The sequence below is a fragment of the Bacillus sp. lyk4-R2A-2 genome, assembly GCF_030209735.1.
GTDB lineage: Bacteria > Bacillota > Bacilli > Bacillales > Bacillaceae > Bacillus > Bacillus pumilus.
Genome location: NZ_JARVRK010000016.1, coordinates 1 through 15,509 on the forward strand (window position 1 = coordinate 1; position 15,509 = coordinate 15,509).

Sequence of the window (15,509 nt, forward strand, 5' to 3'; positions counted from 1 at the left end):
TATAAAAACTCGAATTAACAGGTACGTTTTGTCTTGTTTAGTTTTCAAAGATCATTTTCGTTATCGCTCGTAAGCGACTTTAATATCTTAACATTTCGTATTGGTTAAAGTCAAGAATTTTTTTCAATTTCTTTTTTTAACCTCGTTGCTGTTTTGCGGCAACGAATAATAATATACCACCTTGATTCTTTCCTTGCAATAGTTTTTTTAAAAAAAGTTTCATTTTATGAAAAATAAAAAGCGCCATAGTTAAAATGGCGCTTTAATTGATGTATTAGCGGTTTCTCATTTGTGGGAAAAGCAGTACATCTCTGATTGATGGAGAATTTGTTAATAGCATGATTAACCGGTCGATACCGATTCCTAGTCCGCCTGTTGGAGGCATACCATATTCTAATGCTTCAACAAAATCGTCATCCATTAGATGCGCTTCGTCATTTCCTTCTTCACGTTCTTTTAATTGAGCTTCGAATCGTTCTCTTTGATCGATTGGATCGTTTAGCTCTGTGAATGCATTAGCATGTTCACGGCGTACGATAAATAGCTCAAAGCGATCAGTGAAGCGAGGATCTTCAGGATTTTTCTTAGCTAATGGAGAAATCTCCACTGGGTGTCCGTAAATAAAGGTAGGCTGCACCAATGTTTCCTCAACTTTTTGCTCGAAGAACTCATTGATGATATGACCTACTGTCATGTTTTTCGTAATTTCAATTCCGTGATCAGCTGCATGCTGTTTCGCTTCTTCTATAGACATCTCCTGCCAGAAGTCTACACCAGTTGCTTCTTTGACCGCTTCAACCATATGGAGTCTTTTCCATTCAGGCTTGAGATCAATTTCATCTTCTCCATATTGAATCGTGGTTGTCCCTAGTACCTCTTCGGCAATATGAGCAATCAGGTTTTCAGTTAGGTTCATGATGTCTTTGTAATCTGCGTAAGCTTCGTACAGCTCGATCATAGTGAATTCTGGGTTATGACGAGTTGATACACCTTCGTTACGGAATACACGGCCAATCTCGTATACTTTCTCTAGGCCACCGACAATGAGGCGTTTTAAGTGCAATTCAATCGCAATACGCATATAGAGCGGCATATCCAGTGCATTATGATGAGTAATGAAAGGACGTGCTGATGCACCACCAGGGATGCTGTGCATAGTTGGTGTTTCAACTTCTAGGTATCCTTTAGAATCTAAGTATCTTCTCATAGATTGAATGATCTTGCTTCGCATGATGAACGTCTGCTTACTCTCTGGATTTACAATCAGGTCAAGGTAACGCTGACGATAACGTTGTTCAACATCTTTAAGTCCATGATATTTATCAGGAAGTGGGCGAAGTGCTTTTGTGAGAACCTCAAAGCTAGTCGCTTTAATAGAAAGTTCTCCTACATTCGTTTTAAATACCGCTCCTGTTACACCGATAATATCACCTAGGTCTGAGCTTTTGAATAATTCGTAAGCTTCTTCTCCTACACTATCTTTACGAACGTAGATTTGAATTTGTCCTTCTAAGTCTTGTATATGCGCAAAGCCAGCTTTCCCTTTTCCACGCTTTGTCATCATACGTCCAGCGATTGTCACTTGGGCAGACTTTTCTTCTAAGTCTTCTTTAGAAAACTCATCGTATTCTGCAATAATTTGTGCAGATTGATGAGAACGGTCATATCGTTCACCGAATGGATCGATACCCTCTTCTCTCATTTTATTCATTTTGTCACGTCTGACCTGGAATTGGTCATTTAATTCTTCGTTATTAAGCCCTTCATTACTCATTTATATCACTCCAATAATGTATTTTGCAGAGAAAAGCAGAAAAACTGCCAGTACATGCACTAGCAGTGAGCTACAAAAAGAAAGATAGTCTTATCCTACTTTTATACTTTGAAGCTCTTTTGCCTCGGCTTCGATCGTAAAGTCATCAAGAACTTGTACAAGCTCCGCTCTCGTTTCGCTTTGATTGATTTGATTTCTCACGTCCGCATTGCCTCGGACACCTTTTAAGTACCATGCTGCGTGCTTTCTCATTTCTCTGACAGCCACATGCTCGCCTTTTAGATCAATAAGTCTGTCTAAGTGAAGCTTGCACACTGACATCTTCTCACGTACATTTGGCTCTTCTTTCAGTTCACCCGTTTCTAAATAATGAACCGTTCGATAGATCATCCACGGGTTTCCTAGTGCGGCTCTTCCGATCATGACAGCATCTACACCCGTTTCATCAAGCATACGTTTTGCATCTTGAGGGGTTTTAACATCTCCATTGCCGATGACAGGAATGGAAACAGATTGTTTGACCTCTTTTATAATATCCCAATTCGCTGTTCCTTCGTACATCTGCACACGTGTCCGCCCGTGAAGCGCAACCGCTTGTCCACCTGCTCGTTCAACAGCACGGGCATTGTCGATAGCGAAGATATGATCTTCGTCCCAGCCCATTCTCATTTTCACCGTAACAGGTTTATCTACAGCATCTACAACAGCAGAGACCATTTCATAAATCTTGTTTGGATCAAGCAGCCATTTCGCTCCTGCATCACATTTCGTAATCTTCGGTACAGGACAGCCCATGTTGATATCGATAATGTCCGCTGTGGTATTCTGGTCTACAAACTTTGCTGCTTCAACGAGAGTGTCTTTTTCACCTCCAAATATCTGAAGGCTCAAAGGCTTTTCCCGTTCATCAATGTATAGCATACCCATTGTTCTTGCATTGTTGATCAGGATCGCCTTGTCACTGATCATTTCAGCGCAGACTAAACCTGCTCCAAACTCTTTCACTGTCAGTCTGAAGGCAGAGTTGCACACACCAGCCATAGGTGCGAGCACCACTTTGTTTTTAATGTCGATATCTCCGATTTTAAACATCATTTCCCCTCCTTTCTTCTTCAAGAATTGGCGAAAGTTCTTCCACCGTTATATTTAAAGCATCTGCTATTTGATCAACCAATTGGTTTGTTGGTAATCGATTGCCTCGCTCAATTTCTCCTAAGACAGAGACAGAGATGCCCAGTCTTTTCGCGAACCCTTCCTGAGTATACCCTTTTAGCTTTCGGTATGCACGAATTCTTCTACCCCACATATCTTTTTCCATATGCTTACACCTTCTTGGTCTGTTACGGCATTTATTTGTACTTCGCCGATTTCAGGGCAAATCTCACTCATCGGAACGAGAACGAATAAACGTTCGTACATTCTAGGATGTGGCACTACAAGCTGTTCTGTTTCAATATTTTCACGATTATAAAGTAAAATGTCAAGGTCAGCCGTTCGCGGTCCCCATCTCACTTCTCTTGTTCTGCCTAACTCTTGCTCGATTTTCTGAGTAAGTGTCAGTAGTTCATACGGACGAAGCGAGGTGGAAATTTTCACAGCCATATTTAAAAAGTCATCTTGGTTTTCGTAACCTACAGGTGTTGTTTCATATATAGATGAGATTGATTCTACTTGAACCTCTGGATGTTCGTGCAGTTTTTTGACGGCTTCTTTTAAATAGGTTTCCTTTTTCCCTATGTTCGAACCTAAAGCGATGTATGCGGTATTGTTCATGCGCGCGATCTCGTCATTTCAATGGCAACGGACTGATAGTGTCCTGGAATTGGCGGATCTGGTTTGATCACCTTCACTGTACATTCCTGAACTGTCGGGAAGTCCTTTAACACTTGGCTCGCAATTCTTTCTGTCAGTGTTTCAACGAGGTTGACTGATTCACCCTCTACAATGCTTTTGCAGATATGGTAGAGCTCTGCATAATTGATCGTCTCATTGAGGTCATCCGTTTGTCCGGCTTTACTTAAATCAAGTGAAGCTGTTAAATCCACACGGAACCGCTGTCCTAATTTATTTTCTTCTGCAAATACGCCATGATAGCCGTAAAATTCCATTCCATTTACATATACTTTATCGATGATAAGCGCCTCCTTTATTCAACATGGCATCCATCATTTTTGCCATTCTTGCGATTTCTTTTACATCATGTACACGAACCATCGCACTGCCTTTTTGAATCCCAAGGCAGACCGTAGCCCCCGTTCCTTCAGTACGTTCTTCCGGTGGCAGGTCTAAGACAGCTCCGATGAATCGCTTTCGAGATGTAGCTAAGAGCAGTGGATACCCAAGGTGACAAAAATGTTCGAGCTCATTCATCACTATCAGGTTGTCCTCTTTATTTTTCGCAAACCCTATACCTGGGTCTAATATGATCATGTCATCACGGACACCCGCTTGTTTCGCAATTTGAACACTTTCTTTCAAATCTGCGATCATATCTGAAATTAGATGTGTATAGTTTCGCTCTGGCCGATTGTGCATTAAAATAATCGGCACATTGTGCTTCGCTGCCACATGCGCCATTTGAGGATCTGCCTTCGCTCCCCATACATCATTGATGATGGAAGCTCCGGCTTTCACTGCTTCATCTGCCACATGGGCCTTATACGTATCAATGGAAATCGGTACATCCAATTCTTTTGTGATCTTTTCAATGACGGGAATGACTCTTGAAAGCTCCTCTTGTTCTGAGACAAACGCCGCTCCAGGACGAGTCGATTCTCCGCCTATATCAATGATATGTGCCCCGTCCTCTATCAGCTGCGCTGCATGAGCCAGCGCTTTATCCACTTGATTAAACTTTCCTCCATCTGAAAAAGAGTCAGGTGTGACATTTAAAATGCCCATGACCAATGTCTTTTCTTCATAACTAAGGGTGTGGTGCTTGGCTTGTATGATTTTAGGCTGTTTTATCACTTGTTGTGTCATTGTGTCCACCTACTCTTTATGTTCTAGACGTTCTTTAGTATATTGTGTTCTCAATTTCGTTGAGATGATCCGGCTGTTTTGGTGCAAGGAGATTTCCCCTATACTTCCGAAAGGCACAATCCCTTGAACAGAATTGGTCATCCATGCCTCATCAGCTGATAGCAAATGGGAGACCGGGTATCGCCCTACTTTTAGCGACGCCTCCATCGCTTGGAGTGTTTCGATACAATATCGACGAGTGACCCCATTTAAAATGCCTGTATCAAGTGACGGTGTATAAATCACATCGCCTTTTCGCCAAAATACATTGGAGGTAATGCCTTCTGCCACATCATTTTCTTTTGTTAAAAAGATGCCTTCTAACGACGGATCATTCCCCACTTCTCTTTTAGCCAGCAGGTTGTTCATATAATGATGAGACTTGAGGCGCCTTGAACCTTCCGGCGTATTTCTTCTCGTTTGAAGAATGGCTCCCTGCTTCTCATCTAAAATAGATTCGGGCCGGAATGGAGAGATCATGACAAACACGACAGGCTCTTCATAAGGATCTGCAGAAAATCCATTGCCTCTGCCTGCAGAAACATTGAAGCGAATTCTCGCATGACCACCGGCTATTTCGTTTTTATTTAGTAAGGTATGAATGATGTCGAGTACAAATGGTTTCTCTATTGTGGATTCGATGCAAAGGTCACGCAATGATTGATTGAGCCTTTCAAGGTGCCAATCTAACAGAAAGACTTGTCCTGCCAGGCTGGTAAATGTTTCGAATACACCGATGCCATATAGAAAACCATGATCAAAAGGAGAAAGAGTCGCGTCTTTCTCCTCTATATACTGACCGTTCAGATAAATGATCATGCGTTTACTTCATGCCCCTTTTTACGATAGGTTTCAATGAAATTTTTCAGCATTTCTTTTCCGAAGGACGTCATAATCGATTCAGGATGAAACTGTACACTTTCAATTGGTAGCTCTTTATGGCGAATGGCCATGAGCTCGCCTTCCTTTGTGCTGGCTGTTGCGACAAAGCACTCCGGCAGCGTCTCGTTTTTGACAATTAATGAATGATATCTCGTTGCGACGAGCGGATTTTGGAGTCCAGTGAAGACACCTTTTCCGTCATGAGCAATCTCTGACGTTTTACCATGCATTAAGCGTTCAGCACGAACGACATCCCCTCCAAAGACTTGCGCAATGGATTGATGCCCCAGGCACACACCGAAGATCGGAATACTTCCCGCAAAGTGCTTGATTGCCTCCATACTAATTCCCGCTTCATCAGGACTGCATGGCCCTGGAGAAATCATGAGAAAATCTGGCTTGAGTTCTTCGATTTCTTGAATGGTTACTTGATCATTCCGTTTCACAATCAATTCTTCTCCAAGCTCACCTAAATACTGGACCAGGTTGTACGTAAATGAATCATAATTATCAATCATTAATATCATGCTCTGCTCACCTCTAACTCAAAATAGTCTCTTCTTTGCTCAACTGTAATGCTTTTTTTACTGCATAGGCTTTTTTAATCGATTCTTTGTATTCGTGCTTTGGTACAGAATCGATGACGATCCCAGCACCCGATTGCATAAAGGCTTTGCCTTCAGTGCAGTACGCCGTACGAATGACGATGTTAAAGTGCATATCTTGATTGAATCCAAACCAGCCTATAGATCCAGTATAAAGCCCACGCCTTGTCGGCTCAAGCTCTTCTATGATTTCCATTGTTCTCACCTTTGGAGCACCTGTAATTGTGCCGCCTGGGAATACAGCTCTCATGACATCTACTGCATCACAATCATCACGCAGTTCCCCTTGTACGTTGGATACAATGTGCATCACGTGTGAATATTTCTCAATCGCCATAAATTCGTTCACTCTTACTGAGCCATAAGTGGACACGCGTCCAAGGTCATTCCGCTCAAGATCCACGAGCATCACATGCTCCGCGCGTTCTTTTTCATTTTCAATGAGCTCTTTTGCCAGCGCTTGATCCTCAGCATCGTCTTTGCCTCTTGATCTTGTACCCGCAATCGGTCTTGTTTCTAATTGAGTCCCCTTTTTCTTAATCAGCAGCTCTGGAGATCCACAAACAATTTGGAAATCAGGCGTGTGCAGATAAGACATATAAGGAGATGGATTGACTTGACGTAACGTTTTGTATAAATCATAAGGGTGGGTGTGGAGCTGTTCATCTTGTCTGATGGACAAATTCACTTGGAACACATCACCGCTTGCGATATATTGCTTAATCTTCTCTACTGCTTCTCCAAAGGTTTCTTCGGTAAAAGGTGCTGCTGGTACACATTCTACAGAAGGTTCATAAACAGGTGATTGCGCTGATTCTTTTGCAGAGCTTGTCCACTTTTGCTTCAAATCTTCAAGTCTTTGATGAGTGACACTCACAGATTCCGCTCCCTCTGTATGAGTAATCAGCCACAGCACGTTTTCTTCATGATCAAAGACCGCAACATCATTAAACACGAGAAAATAAAGGTCAGGTGTTTTCAGGTCATCAATGGACAGCATCTTAAAATGCTCGATATATCTAGCATAATCATAGCTTAAAAATCCAATCGCCCCACCTTGAAAATCAGGGTATTCCTCATTCGTTTCGGTTCGAAGGGTTTGGAACCAATCCGTAAACGCTCTAAATGGATCGCCTTCTTTGAACAGCACCTCATCTTGATAATGGATGGTTGTCATCCCGTCTTTTCCCTTCGCTTTAGCGATTGGGTGAATGCCAGCAATGCTGTATGAACCACCACGAGCACTTTCAAGCAGAACATGGTGTGTTTCGCCAGCAGTTAATTGTTCGTATCTTTTCAAGAATGCATCTTTCGTAAAAGGAATTTTGATGCCCATCGGCCTGCGTTGTGTCATGTTATCATCCTTTTTCATTTTCATTAATCTTATTGTAATGCAATCCAATTTATTTAGAAAATAGTATTTGCTTTCCATCTACAGATTTCATAAAAAAACCCCAGCAAATGCTGGGGTAATCGGTTTAATCAAATTGATAAAGAGGTGTGCTGAGGTAACGCTCCCCATTACTTGGGATAATTGCGAGAACCTTTTTCCCTTTACCAAGCTTCTTCGCTGTTTGAAGTGCTGCGTAAATAGCTGCTCCTGAAGAAATACCGCCAAGGATTCCTTCCTCTTTCGCTGCTTTTCTTGCAAGCTCAAATGCATCTTCGTTTTTCACTTGGATAATGCCATCATATACTTCCGTGTTCAAGATGGAAGGGATAAAACCTGCCCCAATCCCTTGGATTTTATGTGGGCCTGGCTTTCCTCCTGATAGTACAGGAGAATCTGTCGGCTCTACCGCATAAAGCTGAATCGACGGGATGGCTTCTTTGAGGACTTCACCAGCACCCGTAATTGTGCCGCCCGTACCAACACCTGCAATAAATGCATCAAGCTCGCCGTCAAACTGTTCAAGAATTTCTTTTCCTGTAGTACGACGGTGAATCTCCGCATTGGCTTCGTTGTTAAATTGCTGAGGCATGAAGTAACCGTGCTCTTCTGCCAATTCTTCTGCCTTTTTGATGGCACCTTTCATTCCTTCTGCACCTGGTGTTAATACAAGCTCTGCACCATAAGCGCGTAAAAGGTTGCGACGCTCCTGACTCATTGTGTCTGGCATCACTAGAATTGCGTTAATTCCTTTAGCTGCCGCTACCATTGCAAGACCGATCCCTGTGTTTCCGCTTGTTGGTTCGATGAGCGTGTCGCCGGCTTTTAAAGTACCTTTCGCTTCAGCATCTTCGATCATCGCTAACGCAATGCGATCTTTTACACTGCTGCCCGGGTTCATATATTCAAGTTTCAAGTAGACATCCGCACTGTCTTCATCTACTAAACGGTTTAATTTAACGACTGGTGTATTTCCTATTAGTTCAAAAACTGAATTTGCAATACGAGCCATCACTAACACCTCTATCTCCGAGTAATTTTATTGTATTAATATTAAATTATCAATTTCGAAAAATTTTGTCAATGCTTTTAGTCCTGCTCGCCATCGTAAAACCATGTGACTTTTGCTTCTTTCCACAGGGTTTTAACATTCGCCTTTTCACCTAGATCTTCCATGGCAATCTGCCTTTTGATCTGATTTTTGACTTCTTCATACGGGAAGGAGCGGCCATCTAATTTTTCTTTCAATTGAATAATGGCATACCCGTTTTTGGTCTCGATCGGTTCTTTTGTCCATTCATCTGGCTGAAGCTTTTGAGCTTCCTGTATGTATAGGGCTGGGATACTTTCTTGTTCTTCTGTCACAAACCCAAGATCTCCGCCATATGGAGAGGTGTAGCGGTCAATGGAGCGTTCAGCTGCCACCGCTTCGAAGCTAGATCCGCCTTTTAGATCCTTCAATACATTTTCAGCTTCGCCCTTTGTCTTCACGACGATATGACGAATACGGTATGAATCATCATATTGATATAAGTCCTTGTTTTTTTCATAAAAGGATTTCGCTTCTTTTTCGGAAACGACAGCATCTCTCGTTAAAAGCTGCTCTAATAATATTTGATAACGAATCTGTTCTGTCCAGTCCTTTTCACTCGTATGTCCATCTTCGTAGAAATTATTTGATACCGCTTTAAGCATCAACAATTCACGATTGATTTCTTTTGAGGACACCTCAAGCTTGTTTTCTTTCGCAAGCTGATCGACCACCTTCTGATTAATCATTTGCTCAAGTGTTGCCTTTCCATAGCGGTCTTCCATCTTCTTTAACCATTCTTGACGTGTCACCTTCTCTTTTCCAATCGACGCAATTTCTTCACCGCTCTTCCCGTTTGAAGAAGCCTGTGACATTTGCGACTTTGTTAATACATATGCAATGACAACGGCATTGATCATAAGCAACACGAGAATAAATGTCCATACCACTCTTGCTTTCAGTCTCATCTTTCGTCTCCTTTCCATTCTAAAAAGAAAACCCGCTGCTTAGAGCTTAGCGGGTTATTTCTTCACGTAGCTCTTCTAGCTCTTCTTTTGTAAATACATACGTTTCGTTACAAAAATGGCATTGAGCTTCTGCTTGTCCGTCTTGTTCAATCATGTCTTCAATTTCGGCTTTTCCTAGGCTGATAATGCCATTAGAAAAACGTTCTTTTGAGCAGTTACAAGAGAATTCGACAGGTACAGTTTCTAAAATTTGTGGTTTTTCTCCGAGTACTTCTTCTAAAATTTCTTCTGGTGCCATCCCTTTTTCAATGAGTTTAGAAATGGGTTCAATGGTTGAGAGCCGCTTTTCTAATCTTTCAATGACAGCATCTTCTGTTCCAGGCAGTAATTGAATGATGAAACCGCCTGCTGCAAGGATCGAGTTATCTGGATTGACCAAAACCCCTACACCTACAGAGGAAGGCACTTGCTCAGAAGAGACAAGGTAATAAGTGAAGTCATCTCCAATTTCACCTGAAACGATCTCCGTTTGTCCTGTAAAGTGATCTTTCAGCCCGATATCTTTAACAACACTTAACGTTCCAGATGTCCCGACTGCACGTCTAACATCCAGCTTGCCATGTTCATTTAAGTCAAAATGGACTTGTGGGTTTGAGACATATCCGCGCACCTGGCCCTTTGCGTTTCCATCAGCAATGATGGCACCGATTGGTCCACCGCCTTCAATTTTGACCGTTAGCTTATTTTCACCTTTCAGCATAGCACCCATCATGACTGTAGCTGTCATTGTTCTGCCAATCGCTGCTGATGCTGTTGGCCATGTATGGTGTCTTCTTTGTGCTTCGTTGATTGTATCTGTTGTGTTTGCAGCATATGCTCGGACTTTTCCGTCATATGCTAACGCTTTAACTAAGTAGTCCATTCGATTTTAAACCTCCTATAGTACACCGACACGATTACGTTCATAAATGAGTTGAAGTCCTTTTAATGTTAAGAACGGATCAACAATATCAATGCAGTCTGATTCATTTCCAATCAATGTGGACAAACCACCTGTTGCAATGACTTTCGGTGTTTGTTTCGCTTGCTGCTTCATCCGTTTCACTATTCCCTCGACTTGCCCAACATATCCATAAAGGATGCCGGATTGCATCGCACTGATGGTGTTTTTTCCAACAATGTGATCTGGACGAACAATTTCAATTCTCGGCAGTTTCGCCGCTCTTGTATATAAAGCCTCTGTTGAGATGGTAATACCAGGTGCAATTGCCCCACCCATGTATTGTTTTTGTTCATTGATATAGCAGTAGGTTGTCGCTGTGCCAAAGTCTACGACAATGAGAGGTGCCCCATATAGATGAATCGCCGCTACTGCATTCACAATTCGATCAGCCCCGACTTCCTTTGGATTGTCACACATAATGTTTAATCCAGTCTTCATTCCAGGCCCTACAATTTGGGGAGTTATGTGAAAGTACTTCTCGCACATTCTTTCTAATGCAAACATCATTGGCGGGACAACAGACGAGATGATAATTCCTTCTATTTGGTCAAACATCAGCCCGACATAATCAAATAAAGACCTGATGGCCATACCAAATTCATCTTCTGTTTTATGACGGCTTGTTTCAATTCGCCAATGGTAGTTTAGATCGCCATTATGATAAACACCTAAAACGGTATTTGTGTTCCCTACATCTATCACGAGTAACAACTTCATCACCACTTTGAATAGTTTCTCAAAAAGAGCATTTTTCGACTTTCTATCATACCATACACGAATTGAGTTCCATTTGTAAACAATTCGAAACCGATCCATTCAGGAATCGAAATAAAAAAAGCTGCCGATGATCCCGGCAGCTTTCACAGAAGGAGATTAGATCTCCTCATCTTCTTCTTTTTTCTTGATGTTCACTTTCACATCATCGTTTTTCTCTTCGTCATCTGCGTATACACGCTCTGGAAGCTTTCCAGTTTCGTAAAGAGATTTAATTTGCTCAGCATCTAATGTTTCAACTTCTAGAAGAGCTTGTGCGATGATTTCTAGCTTATCTTTATTCTCAGTGAGAATTTGTTTCGCACGTTCGTAGCTGTCCTTGATGAAACGCTGAATTTCTTGGTCAATTTCGTAAGCGATCGCTTCACTATAATTCGGTTCGTTGTTAAAGTCACGGCCAAGGAATACTTGACCTCCTTGTGCTTGACCGAATTGAAGTGGACCAAGTTTATCAGACATACCGAACTCTGTAACCATTTTTCTTGCAATGCCAGTTGCACGCTGGAAGTCGTTGTGAGCACCTGTACTTACTTCACCAAACGTAATTTCCTCTGCAACACGACCGCCGAGCAAGCCGACAATTTTATCAAGAAGCTCTGGCTTCGTTTGGAAATAACGGTCTTCTCTTGGAAGCATGACCGCATATCCGCCTGCCTGACCACGAGGAACGATCGTTACTTTATGCACCATGTCCGCTTCGTCTAGGATAAGACCAATGACGGTATGACCTGCTTCATGGTAAGCCACGATATTACGTTCTTTCTTCGAAATGACGCGGCTTTTCTTCGCCGGCCCAGCGATGACACGGTCAGTCGCTTCGTCGATATCACGCATATCAATTTTCTTTTTGTTATGACGGGCAGCAACAAGTGCTGCTTCGTTTAGTAAGTTCTCAAGATCTGCTCCAGAGAACCCAGGTGTTCTGCTTGCAATGGCTTTCAAATTCACTGTATCATCAAGCGGTTTGTTTTTCGCATGAACCTTCAGTACTTCTTCACGGCCAATGACATCTGGGCGGTCAACCGTAATTTGACGGTCAAAACGTCCCGGACGCAGCAATGCAGGATCTAGGATATCTGCACGGTTCGTTGCAGCGATGATAATAATACCTTCGTTCGCACTAAAACCATCCATTTCAACAAGAAGCTGGTTAAGCGTTTGTTCACGCTCGTCATGACCACCGCCTAGACCGGCTCCACGCTGACGACCCACTGCATCAATCTCATCAATAAAGATTAAGCATGGTGCATTCTTTTTCGCATTTTCGAATAAATCACGTACACGTGATGCACCGACACCGACGAACATCTCGACGAAGTCAGAACCACTGATGCTGAAGAAAGGAACGCCTGCTTCTCCTGCAGATGCTCTCGCAAGCAATGTTTTACCTGTACCTGGAGGTCCTACTAGTAAAACCCCTTTAGGAATTCTTGCGCCAAGCTCTGCGAATTTACGTGGGTCCTTCAGGAACTCTACCACTTCTACAAGCTCTTGCTTTTCTTCATCTGCACCGGCAACATCTTTAAATTTCACACGTTTCTTCTCTTCAGTGTAAAGCTTCGCCTTACTCTTACCAAAGTTCATAACACGGCTTCCACCGCCCTGAGCTTGGTTCAGTAAGAAGAAGAACAGGATAAAGATGATGATGAACGGAATGATGGTTGTCAGAACTTGCAGCCATCCATTTGTTTCAGGTGCTGGTTCTACTTTTACATCTGTATTCTTTAGTGCACTGTAAATCTGGTCAACACCTTGACCATCTGGAACATGGGTAATGAAGTATTCATCTTTCTTCGCGCCATCTAATTGACCACGAATTTCATAAACCCCTCTTACAGGCTGAATGGAGATACTCTCCACTTTTCCCGCACTTAGATTTTGCGAAAATTTGCTGTAAGACATGTTCTCAGGCTTTTGATTAGGGGATCCTAACCAACTGACTACCCCTATCACAAGTAATAAAATAAGTATATAAAAAATCGTATTACGAAAAACCCGATTCATTCCTTACCTCCTCCCACAGTAAGCACAACTATGTTCAATAGTATCATAGAAAATCATTCCAATACAACCAATAACCTCATGTATACGTATGCTGATTAGCCTTCGTAAACAGATGGTTTTAACACTCCAATATACGGGAGGTTTCGGTAACGTTCAGCGAAATCCAATCCATAGCCGACAACAAATGCATCTGGCACTTCAAATCCAACATAATCTGCTTTGATGTCTGCTTTACGACCGCTTGGTTTATCAAGCAATGTCACAATTTTTATGGAGTTTGCTTTACGGTATCGGAAAAGCTCTACCAGATAGCTCAAAGTTAACCCACTGTCGATGATATCTTCCATAATTAAAATATCTCTTCCCTCAACAGAAGTATCTAGATCTTTTATGATCTTTACTTCTCCTGAAGATACGGTAGATTTTCCGTAGCTAGATACATCCATAAAATCAAGTTCTAAATATGTATCAATGTGTTTGATCAGGTCTGCCATGAATGGAAGAGCCCCTTTCAAAACACCAATAGCCAGGGGAAATTTACCATCATAATCGCTGGTTAATGTTGCACCCAGTTCCTTCACTTTTTGCTGGATCTCTTCTTCTGAGATCAAAACCTTTTCAATATCTTGTTTCATGCTTTTGCTTGCCCCCTACAAATTTTCATGCTGTCTATATTGTAATACAATGAGATCGCTGTTTGTCATATCAATTTCTTCAAAAACGGATTTTTTCAGACCTGGGATCCAGATGATTTGATGATCCGAGTCAGTGACGATCGGCCAGCTGTCTCTTTCTGCAAGAGGCACTTTTTTATCAATAAATATATCCTTCACCTTTTTTGATCCATTCATCCCTTTAAGTTTCATTCGATCACCATTTTTTCGTGAGCGAATGATCAAAGGGAAACGAACTTGATCTTTTTGAAGCAAGAAAAAATGGTTTCCGTTCCGTGCATCCTTCGGAACATGATTTGATACCACGATAGACTGCCCATTTGGAAGGAAAAGCTTCTCTCCAAGCTCACCCTTTAAGTGAAGAGCATAAGACTGGTCTAGTACAAGCGATCGTTCAAAGGTAAACATACAGTAATCATAAGACTTGACAGCTTGTAAACCTTTTGGCAAATCTAATGATCCAGACGGTTGTTCGGTATGAGATAACCAGTCCAAAGTCCCTAGAATATGCTGGTTTGAAAACGCTGATTGAGTGTTTTCATAAAGATAGTTTAATATTAGTTGAATGCCTCTTCTTTGTAAAGGCAAAGGCAGGTCAAGCAAAGGCTTCGTTTTGATCTTAATTTGCTTAGGCGATTGATTCGTTATCACTTGATTCATTTGTTCCTTTGTTAATGCCTGCAAATATTGCTCATCTTCAGTCAGCATGTCACTTACAAACTGAAAGCTTTCATGTACATGAGGTGCCTCTTCTTTTAACACGGGAAGAATGTGTCTTCTTATCCGGTTTCTCAAGTAGTCATCTGTGTGATTGCTTTGATCAATGACATAGGGAATATGTTCTTTTTCACAAGCGGTCAGCACGTCAGCCTTGGAATATCCAATGAGCGGCCGAATCAGCCATCCATCTCGATAAGGACGTTTTGCTTGGATACCTGCGAGTCCTATTCCAACTGTCCCTCTCACAAGCCTCATCATCATTGTTTCTACTTGGTCGTCTCCATGATGTGCAAGCGCTAGAAATTGAGCGTTGTATTGCTCCATCAATTGACGAAAGAAAGCATATCTGCACTCTCTTGCAGCTGCCTGTTTGTTTAAGTGGTTTTCTTTTGCATATTGGGCAACTTGTATGCGGGCCGATTCAAAAGGAATTCCTTGCTCCTTGCAGTATGCCTCAACAAATGCCAAATCAGCAAAGGATTCTTCTCCTCTGAACATGTGATCTACATGGGCTGCAATCAGCTGAAAGGAACCTTTTCGACGTTTGTTTAGTTCGTGCAGTAAAAGCATGGAATCTGGTCCGCCAGAAACCCCGACAATGACTGTCGTATTTTCAAGGTAAACATCATGTTTTTTCAAAAATGATTCAATTCTATTCACAACT

15 protein-coding genes and 1 pseudogene are annotated in these 15,509 nt (G+C 42.0%); all 16 read right to left on the minus strand.

Annotated features, from left to right (window positions below; all coding sequences use genetic code 11):
* Positions 1 to 274: 274 nt before the first annotated feature.
* Positions 275 to 1,774 carry a lysine--tRNA ligase gene (gene lysS, locus QRN39_RS18095; protein ID WP_003217915.1) on the minus strand — a complete coding sequence of 500 codons (1,500 nt, stop codon included), beginning with the start codon at positions 1,772 to 1,774 and terminating at the stop codon, positions 275 to 277.
* A gap of 90 nt (positions 1,775 to 1,864) precedes the next feature.
* A complete protein-coding gene (gene dusB, locus QRN39_RS18100) occupies positions 1,865 to 2,866 on the minus strand; it encodes a tRNA dihydrouridine synthase DusB (protein WP_003217922.1) in 1,002 nt (333 codons plus the stop codon).
* A complete protein-coding gene (locus tag QRN39_RS18105; protein ID WP_212046553.1) occupies positions 2,859 to 3,092 on the minus strand; it encodes a helix-turn-helix domain-containing protein in 234 nt (77 codons plus the stop codon). Before QRN39_RS18105 ends, dusB begins: the two co-directional genes overlap by 8 nt.
* Positions 3,044 to 3,547: a 2-amino-4-hydroxy-6-hydroxymethyldihydropteridine diphosphokinase gene (gene folK / locus QRN39_RS18110; protein WP_284907831.1), complete on the minus strand. Its 504-nt coding sequence runs from the start codon at positions 3,545 to 3,547 to the stop codon at positions 3,044 to 3,046. The genes QRN39_RS18105 and folK overlap by 49 nt, the downstream gene beginning before the upstream one ends.
* Positions 3,544 to 3,906, minus strand: coding sequence for a dihydroneopterin aldolase (folB, locus tag QRN39_RS18115; RefSeq protein ID WP_034620891.1), 363 nt, complete (start codon positions 3,904 to 3,906; stop codon positions 3,544 to 3,546). The genes folK and folB overlap by 4 nt, the downstream gene beginning before the upstream one ends.
* Positions 3,899 to 4,756, minus strand: coding sequence for a dihydropteroate synthase (gene folP / locus QRN39_RS18120; protein ID WP_106036312.1), 858 nt, complete (start codon positions 4,754 to 4,756; stop codon positions 3,899 to 3,901). Before folP ends, folB begins: the two co-directional genes overlap by 8 nt.
* Before the next feature lie 9 nt (positions 4,757 to 4,765).
* Positions 4,766 to 5,614 carry an aminodeoxychorismate lyase gene (pabC, locus tag QRN39_RS18125; RefSeq protein ID WP_284907832.1) on the minus strand — a complete coding sequence of 283 codons (849 nt, stop codon included), beginning with the start codon at positions 5,612 to 5,614 and terminating at the stop codon, positions 4,766 to 4,768.
* The gene (gene pabA, locus QRN39_RS18130; RefSeq protein ID WP_268459739.1) at positions 5,611 to 6,204 is read right to left on the minus strand and encodes an aminodeoxychorismate/anthranilate synthase component II; all 594 of its coding nucleotides are present in this window, start codon (positions 6,202 to 6,204) and stop codon (positions 5,611 to 5,613) included. Before pabA ends, pabC begins: the two co-directional genes overlap by 4 nt.
* Before the next feature lie 13 nt (positions 6,205 to 6,217).
* Positions 6,218 to 7,636 (minus strand): anthranilate synthase component I family protein, encoded by a 1,419-nt coding sequence (locus QRN39_RS18135; RefSeq protein ID WP_284907834.1) that lies wholly within the window; start codon positions 7,634 to 7,636, stop codon positions 6,218 to 6,220.
* Between the two features lie 124 nt (positions 7,637 to 7,760).
* Positions 7,761 to 8,684 carry a cysteine synthase A gene (gene cysK, locus QRN39_RS18140; protein ID WP_003217917.1) on the minus strand — a complete coding sequence of 308 codons (924 nt, stop codon included), beginning with the start codon at positions 8,682 to 8,684 and terminating at the stop codon, positions 7,761 to 7,763.
* A gap of 77 nt (positions 8,685 to 8,761) precedes the next feature.
* Positions 8,762 to 9,664, minus strand: a complete 903-nt coding sequence (locus tag QRN39_RS18145) for a peptidyl-prolyl cis-trans isomerase (protein WP_284907850.1) — start codon at positions 9,662 to 9,664, stop codon at positions 8,762 to 8,764.
* 52 nt (positions 9,665 to 9,716) lie between these two features.
* Positions 9,717 to 10,592 (minus strand): Hsp33 family molecular chaperone HslO, encoded by an 876-nt coding sequence (gene hslO, locus QRN39_RS18150; protein WP_212046557.1) that lies wholly within the window; start codon positions 10,590 to 10,592, stop codon positions 9,717 to 9,719.
* Positions 10,593 to 10,607: 15 nt separating this feature from the next.
* Entirely contained in the window at positions 10,608 to 11,384 is a 777-nt protein-coding gene (locus QRN39_RS18155) for a type III pantothenate kinase (protein ID WP_008341820.1), read from the minus strand.
* A gap of 162 nt (positions 11,385 to 11,546) precedes the next feature.
* On the minus strand, positions 11,547 to 13,451 hold the full coding sequence (ftsH, locus tag QRN39_RS18160; RefSeq protein WP_034620893.1) for an ATP-dependent zinc metalloprotease FtsH: 1,905 nt from the start codon (positions 13,449 to 13,451) through the stop codon (positions 11,547 to 11,549).
* Between the two features lie 95 nt (positions 13,452 to 13,546).
* On the minus strand, positions 13,547 to 14,086 hold the full coding sequence (gene hpt / locus QRN39_RS18165) for a hypoxanthine phosphoribosyltransferase (RefSeq protein ID WP_003217950.1): 540 nt from the start codon (positions 14,084 to 14,086) through the stop codon (positions 13,547 to 13,549).
* Positions 14,083 to 15,505 (minus strand): annotated as a pseudogene (gene tilS / locus QRN39_RS18170) (tRNA lysidine(34) synthetase TilS). Before tilS ends, hpt begins: the two are co-directional and overlap by 4 nt.
* Positions 15,506 to 15,509: the final 4 nt, after the last annotated feature.

Excerpts from the sequence above, each read along its gene's own strand:
- lysS (WP_003217915.1), bottom strand. The coding sequence starts at position 1,774 with ATGAGTAATGAAGGGCTTAATAACGAAGAATTAAATGACCAATTCCAG.
- dusB (WP_003217922.1), bottom strand. The coding sequence starts at position 2,866 with ATGTTTAAAATCGGAGATATCGACATTAAAAACAAAGTGGTGCTCGCA.
- QRN39_RS18105 (WP_212046553.1), bottom strand. The coding sequence starts at position 3,092 with ATGGAAAAAGATATGTGGGGTAGAAGAATTCGTGCATACCGAAAGCTA.
- folK (WP_284907831.1), bottom strand. The coding sequence starts at position 3,547 with ATGAACAATACCGCATACATCGCTTTAGGTTCGAACATAGGGAAAAAG.
- folP (WP_106036312.1), bottom strand. The coding sequence starts at position 4,756 with ATGACACAACAAGTGATAAAACAGCCTAAAATCATACAAGCCAAGCAC.
- pabC (WP_284907832.1), bottom strand. The coding sequence starts at position 5,614 with ATGATCATTTATCTGAACGGTCAGTATATAGAGGAGAAAGACGCGACT.
- pabA (WP_268459739.1), bottom strand. The coding sequence starts at position 6,204 with ATGATATTAATGATTGATAATTATGATTCATTTACGTACAACCTGGTC.
- QRN39_RS18135 (WP_284907834.1), bottom strand. The coding sequence starts at position 7,636 with ATGACACAACGCAGGCCGATGGGCATCAAAATTCCTTTTACGAAAGAT.
- cysK (WP_003217917.1), bottom strand. The coding sequence starts at position 8,684 with ATGGCTCGTATTGCAAATTCAGTTTTTGAACTAATAGGAAATACACCA.
- hslO (WP_212046557.1), bottom strand. The coding sequence starts at position 10,592 with ATGGACTACTTAGTTAAAGCGTTAGCATATGACGGAAAAGTCCGAGCA.
- ftsH (WP_034620893.1), bottom strand. The coding sequence starts at position 13,451 with ATGAATCGGGTTTTTCGTAATACGATTTTTTATATACTTATTTTATTA.
- hpt (WP_003217950.1), bottom strand. The coding sequence starts at position 14,086 with ATGAAACAAGATATTGAAAAGGTTTTGATCTCAGAAGAAGAGATCCAG.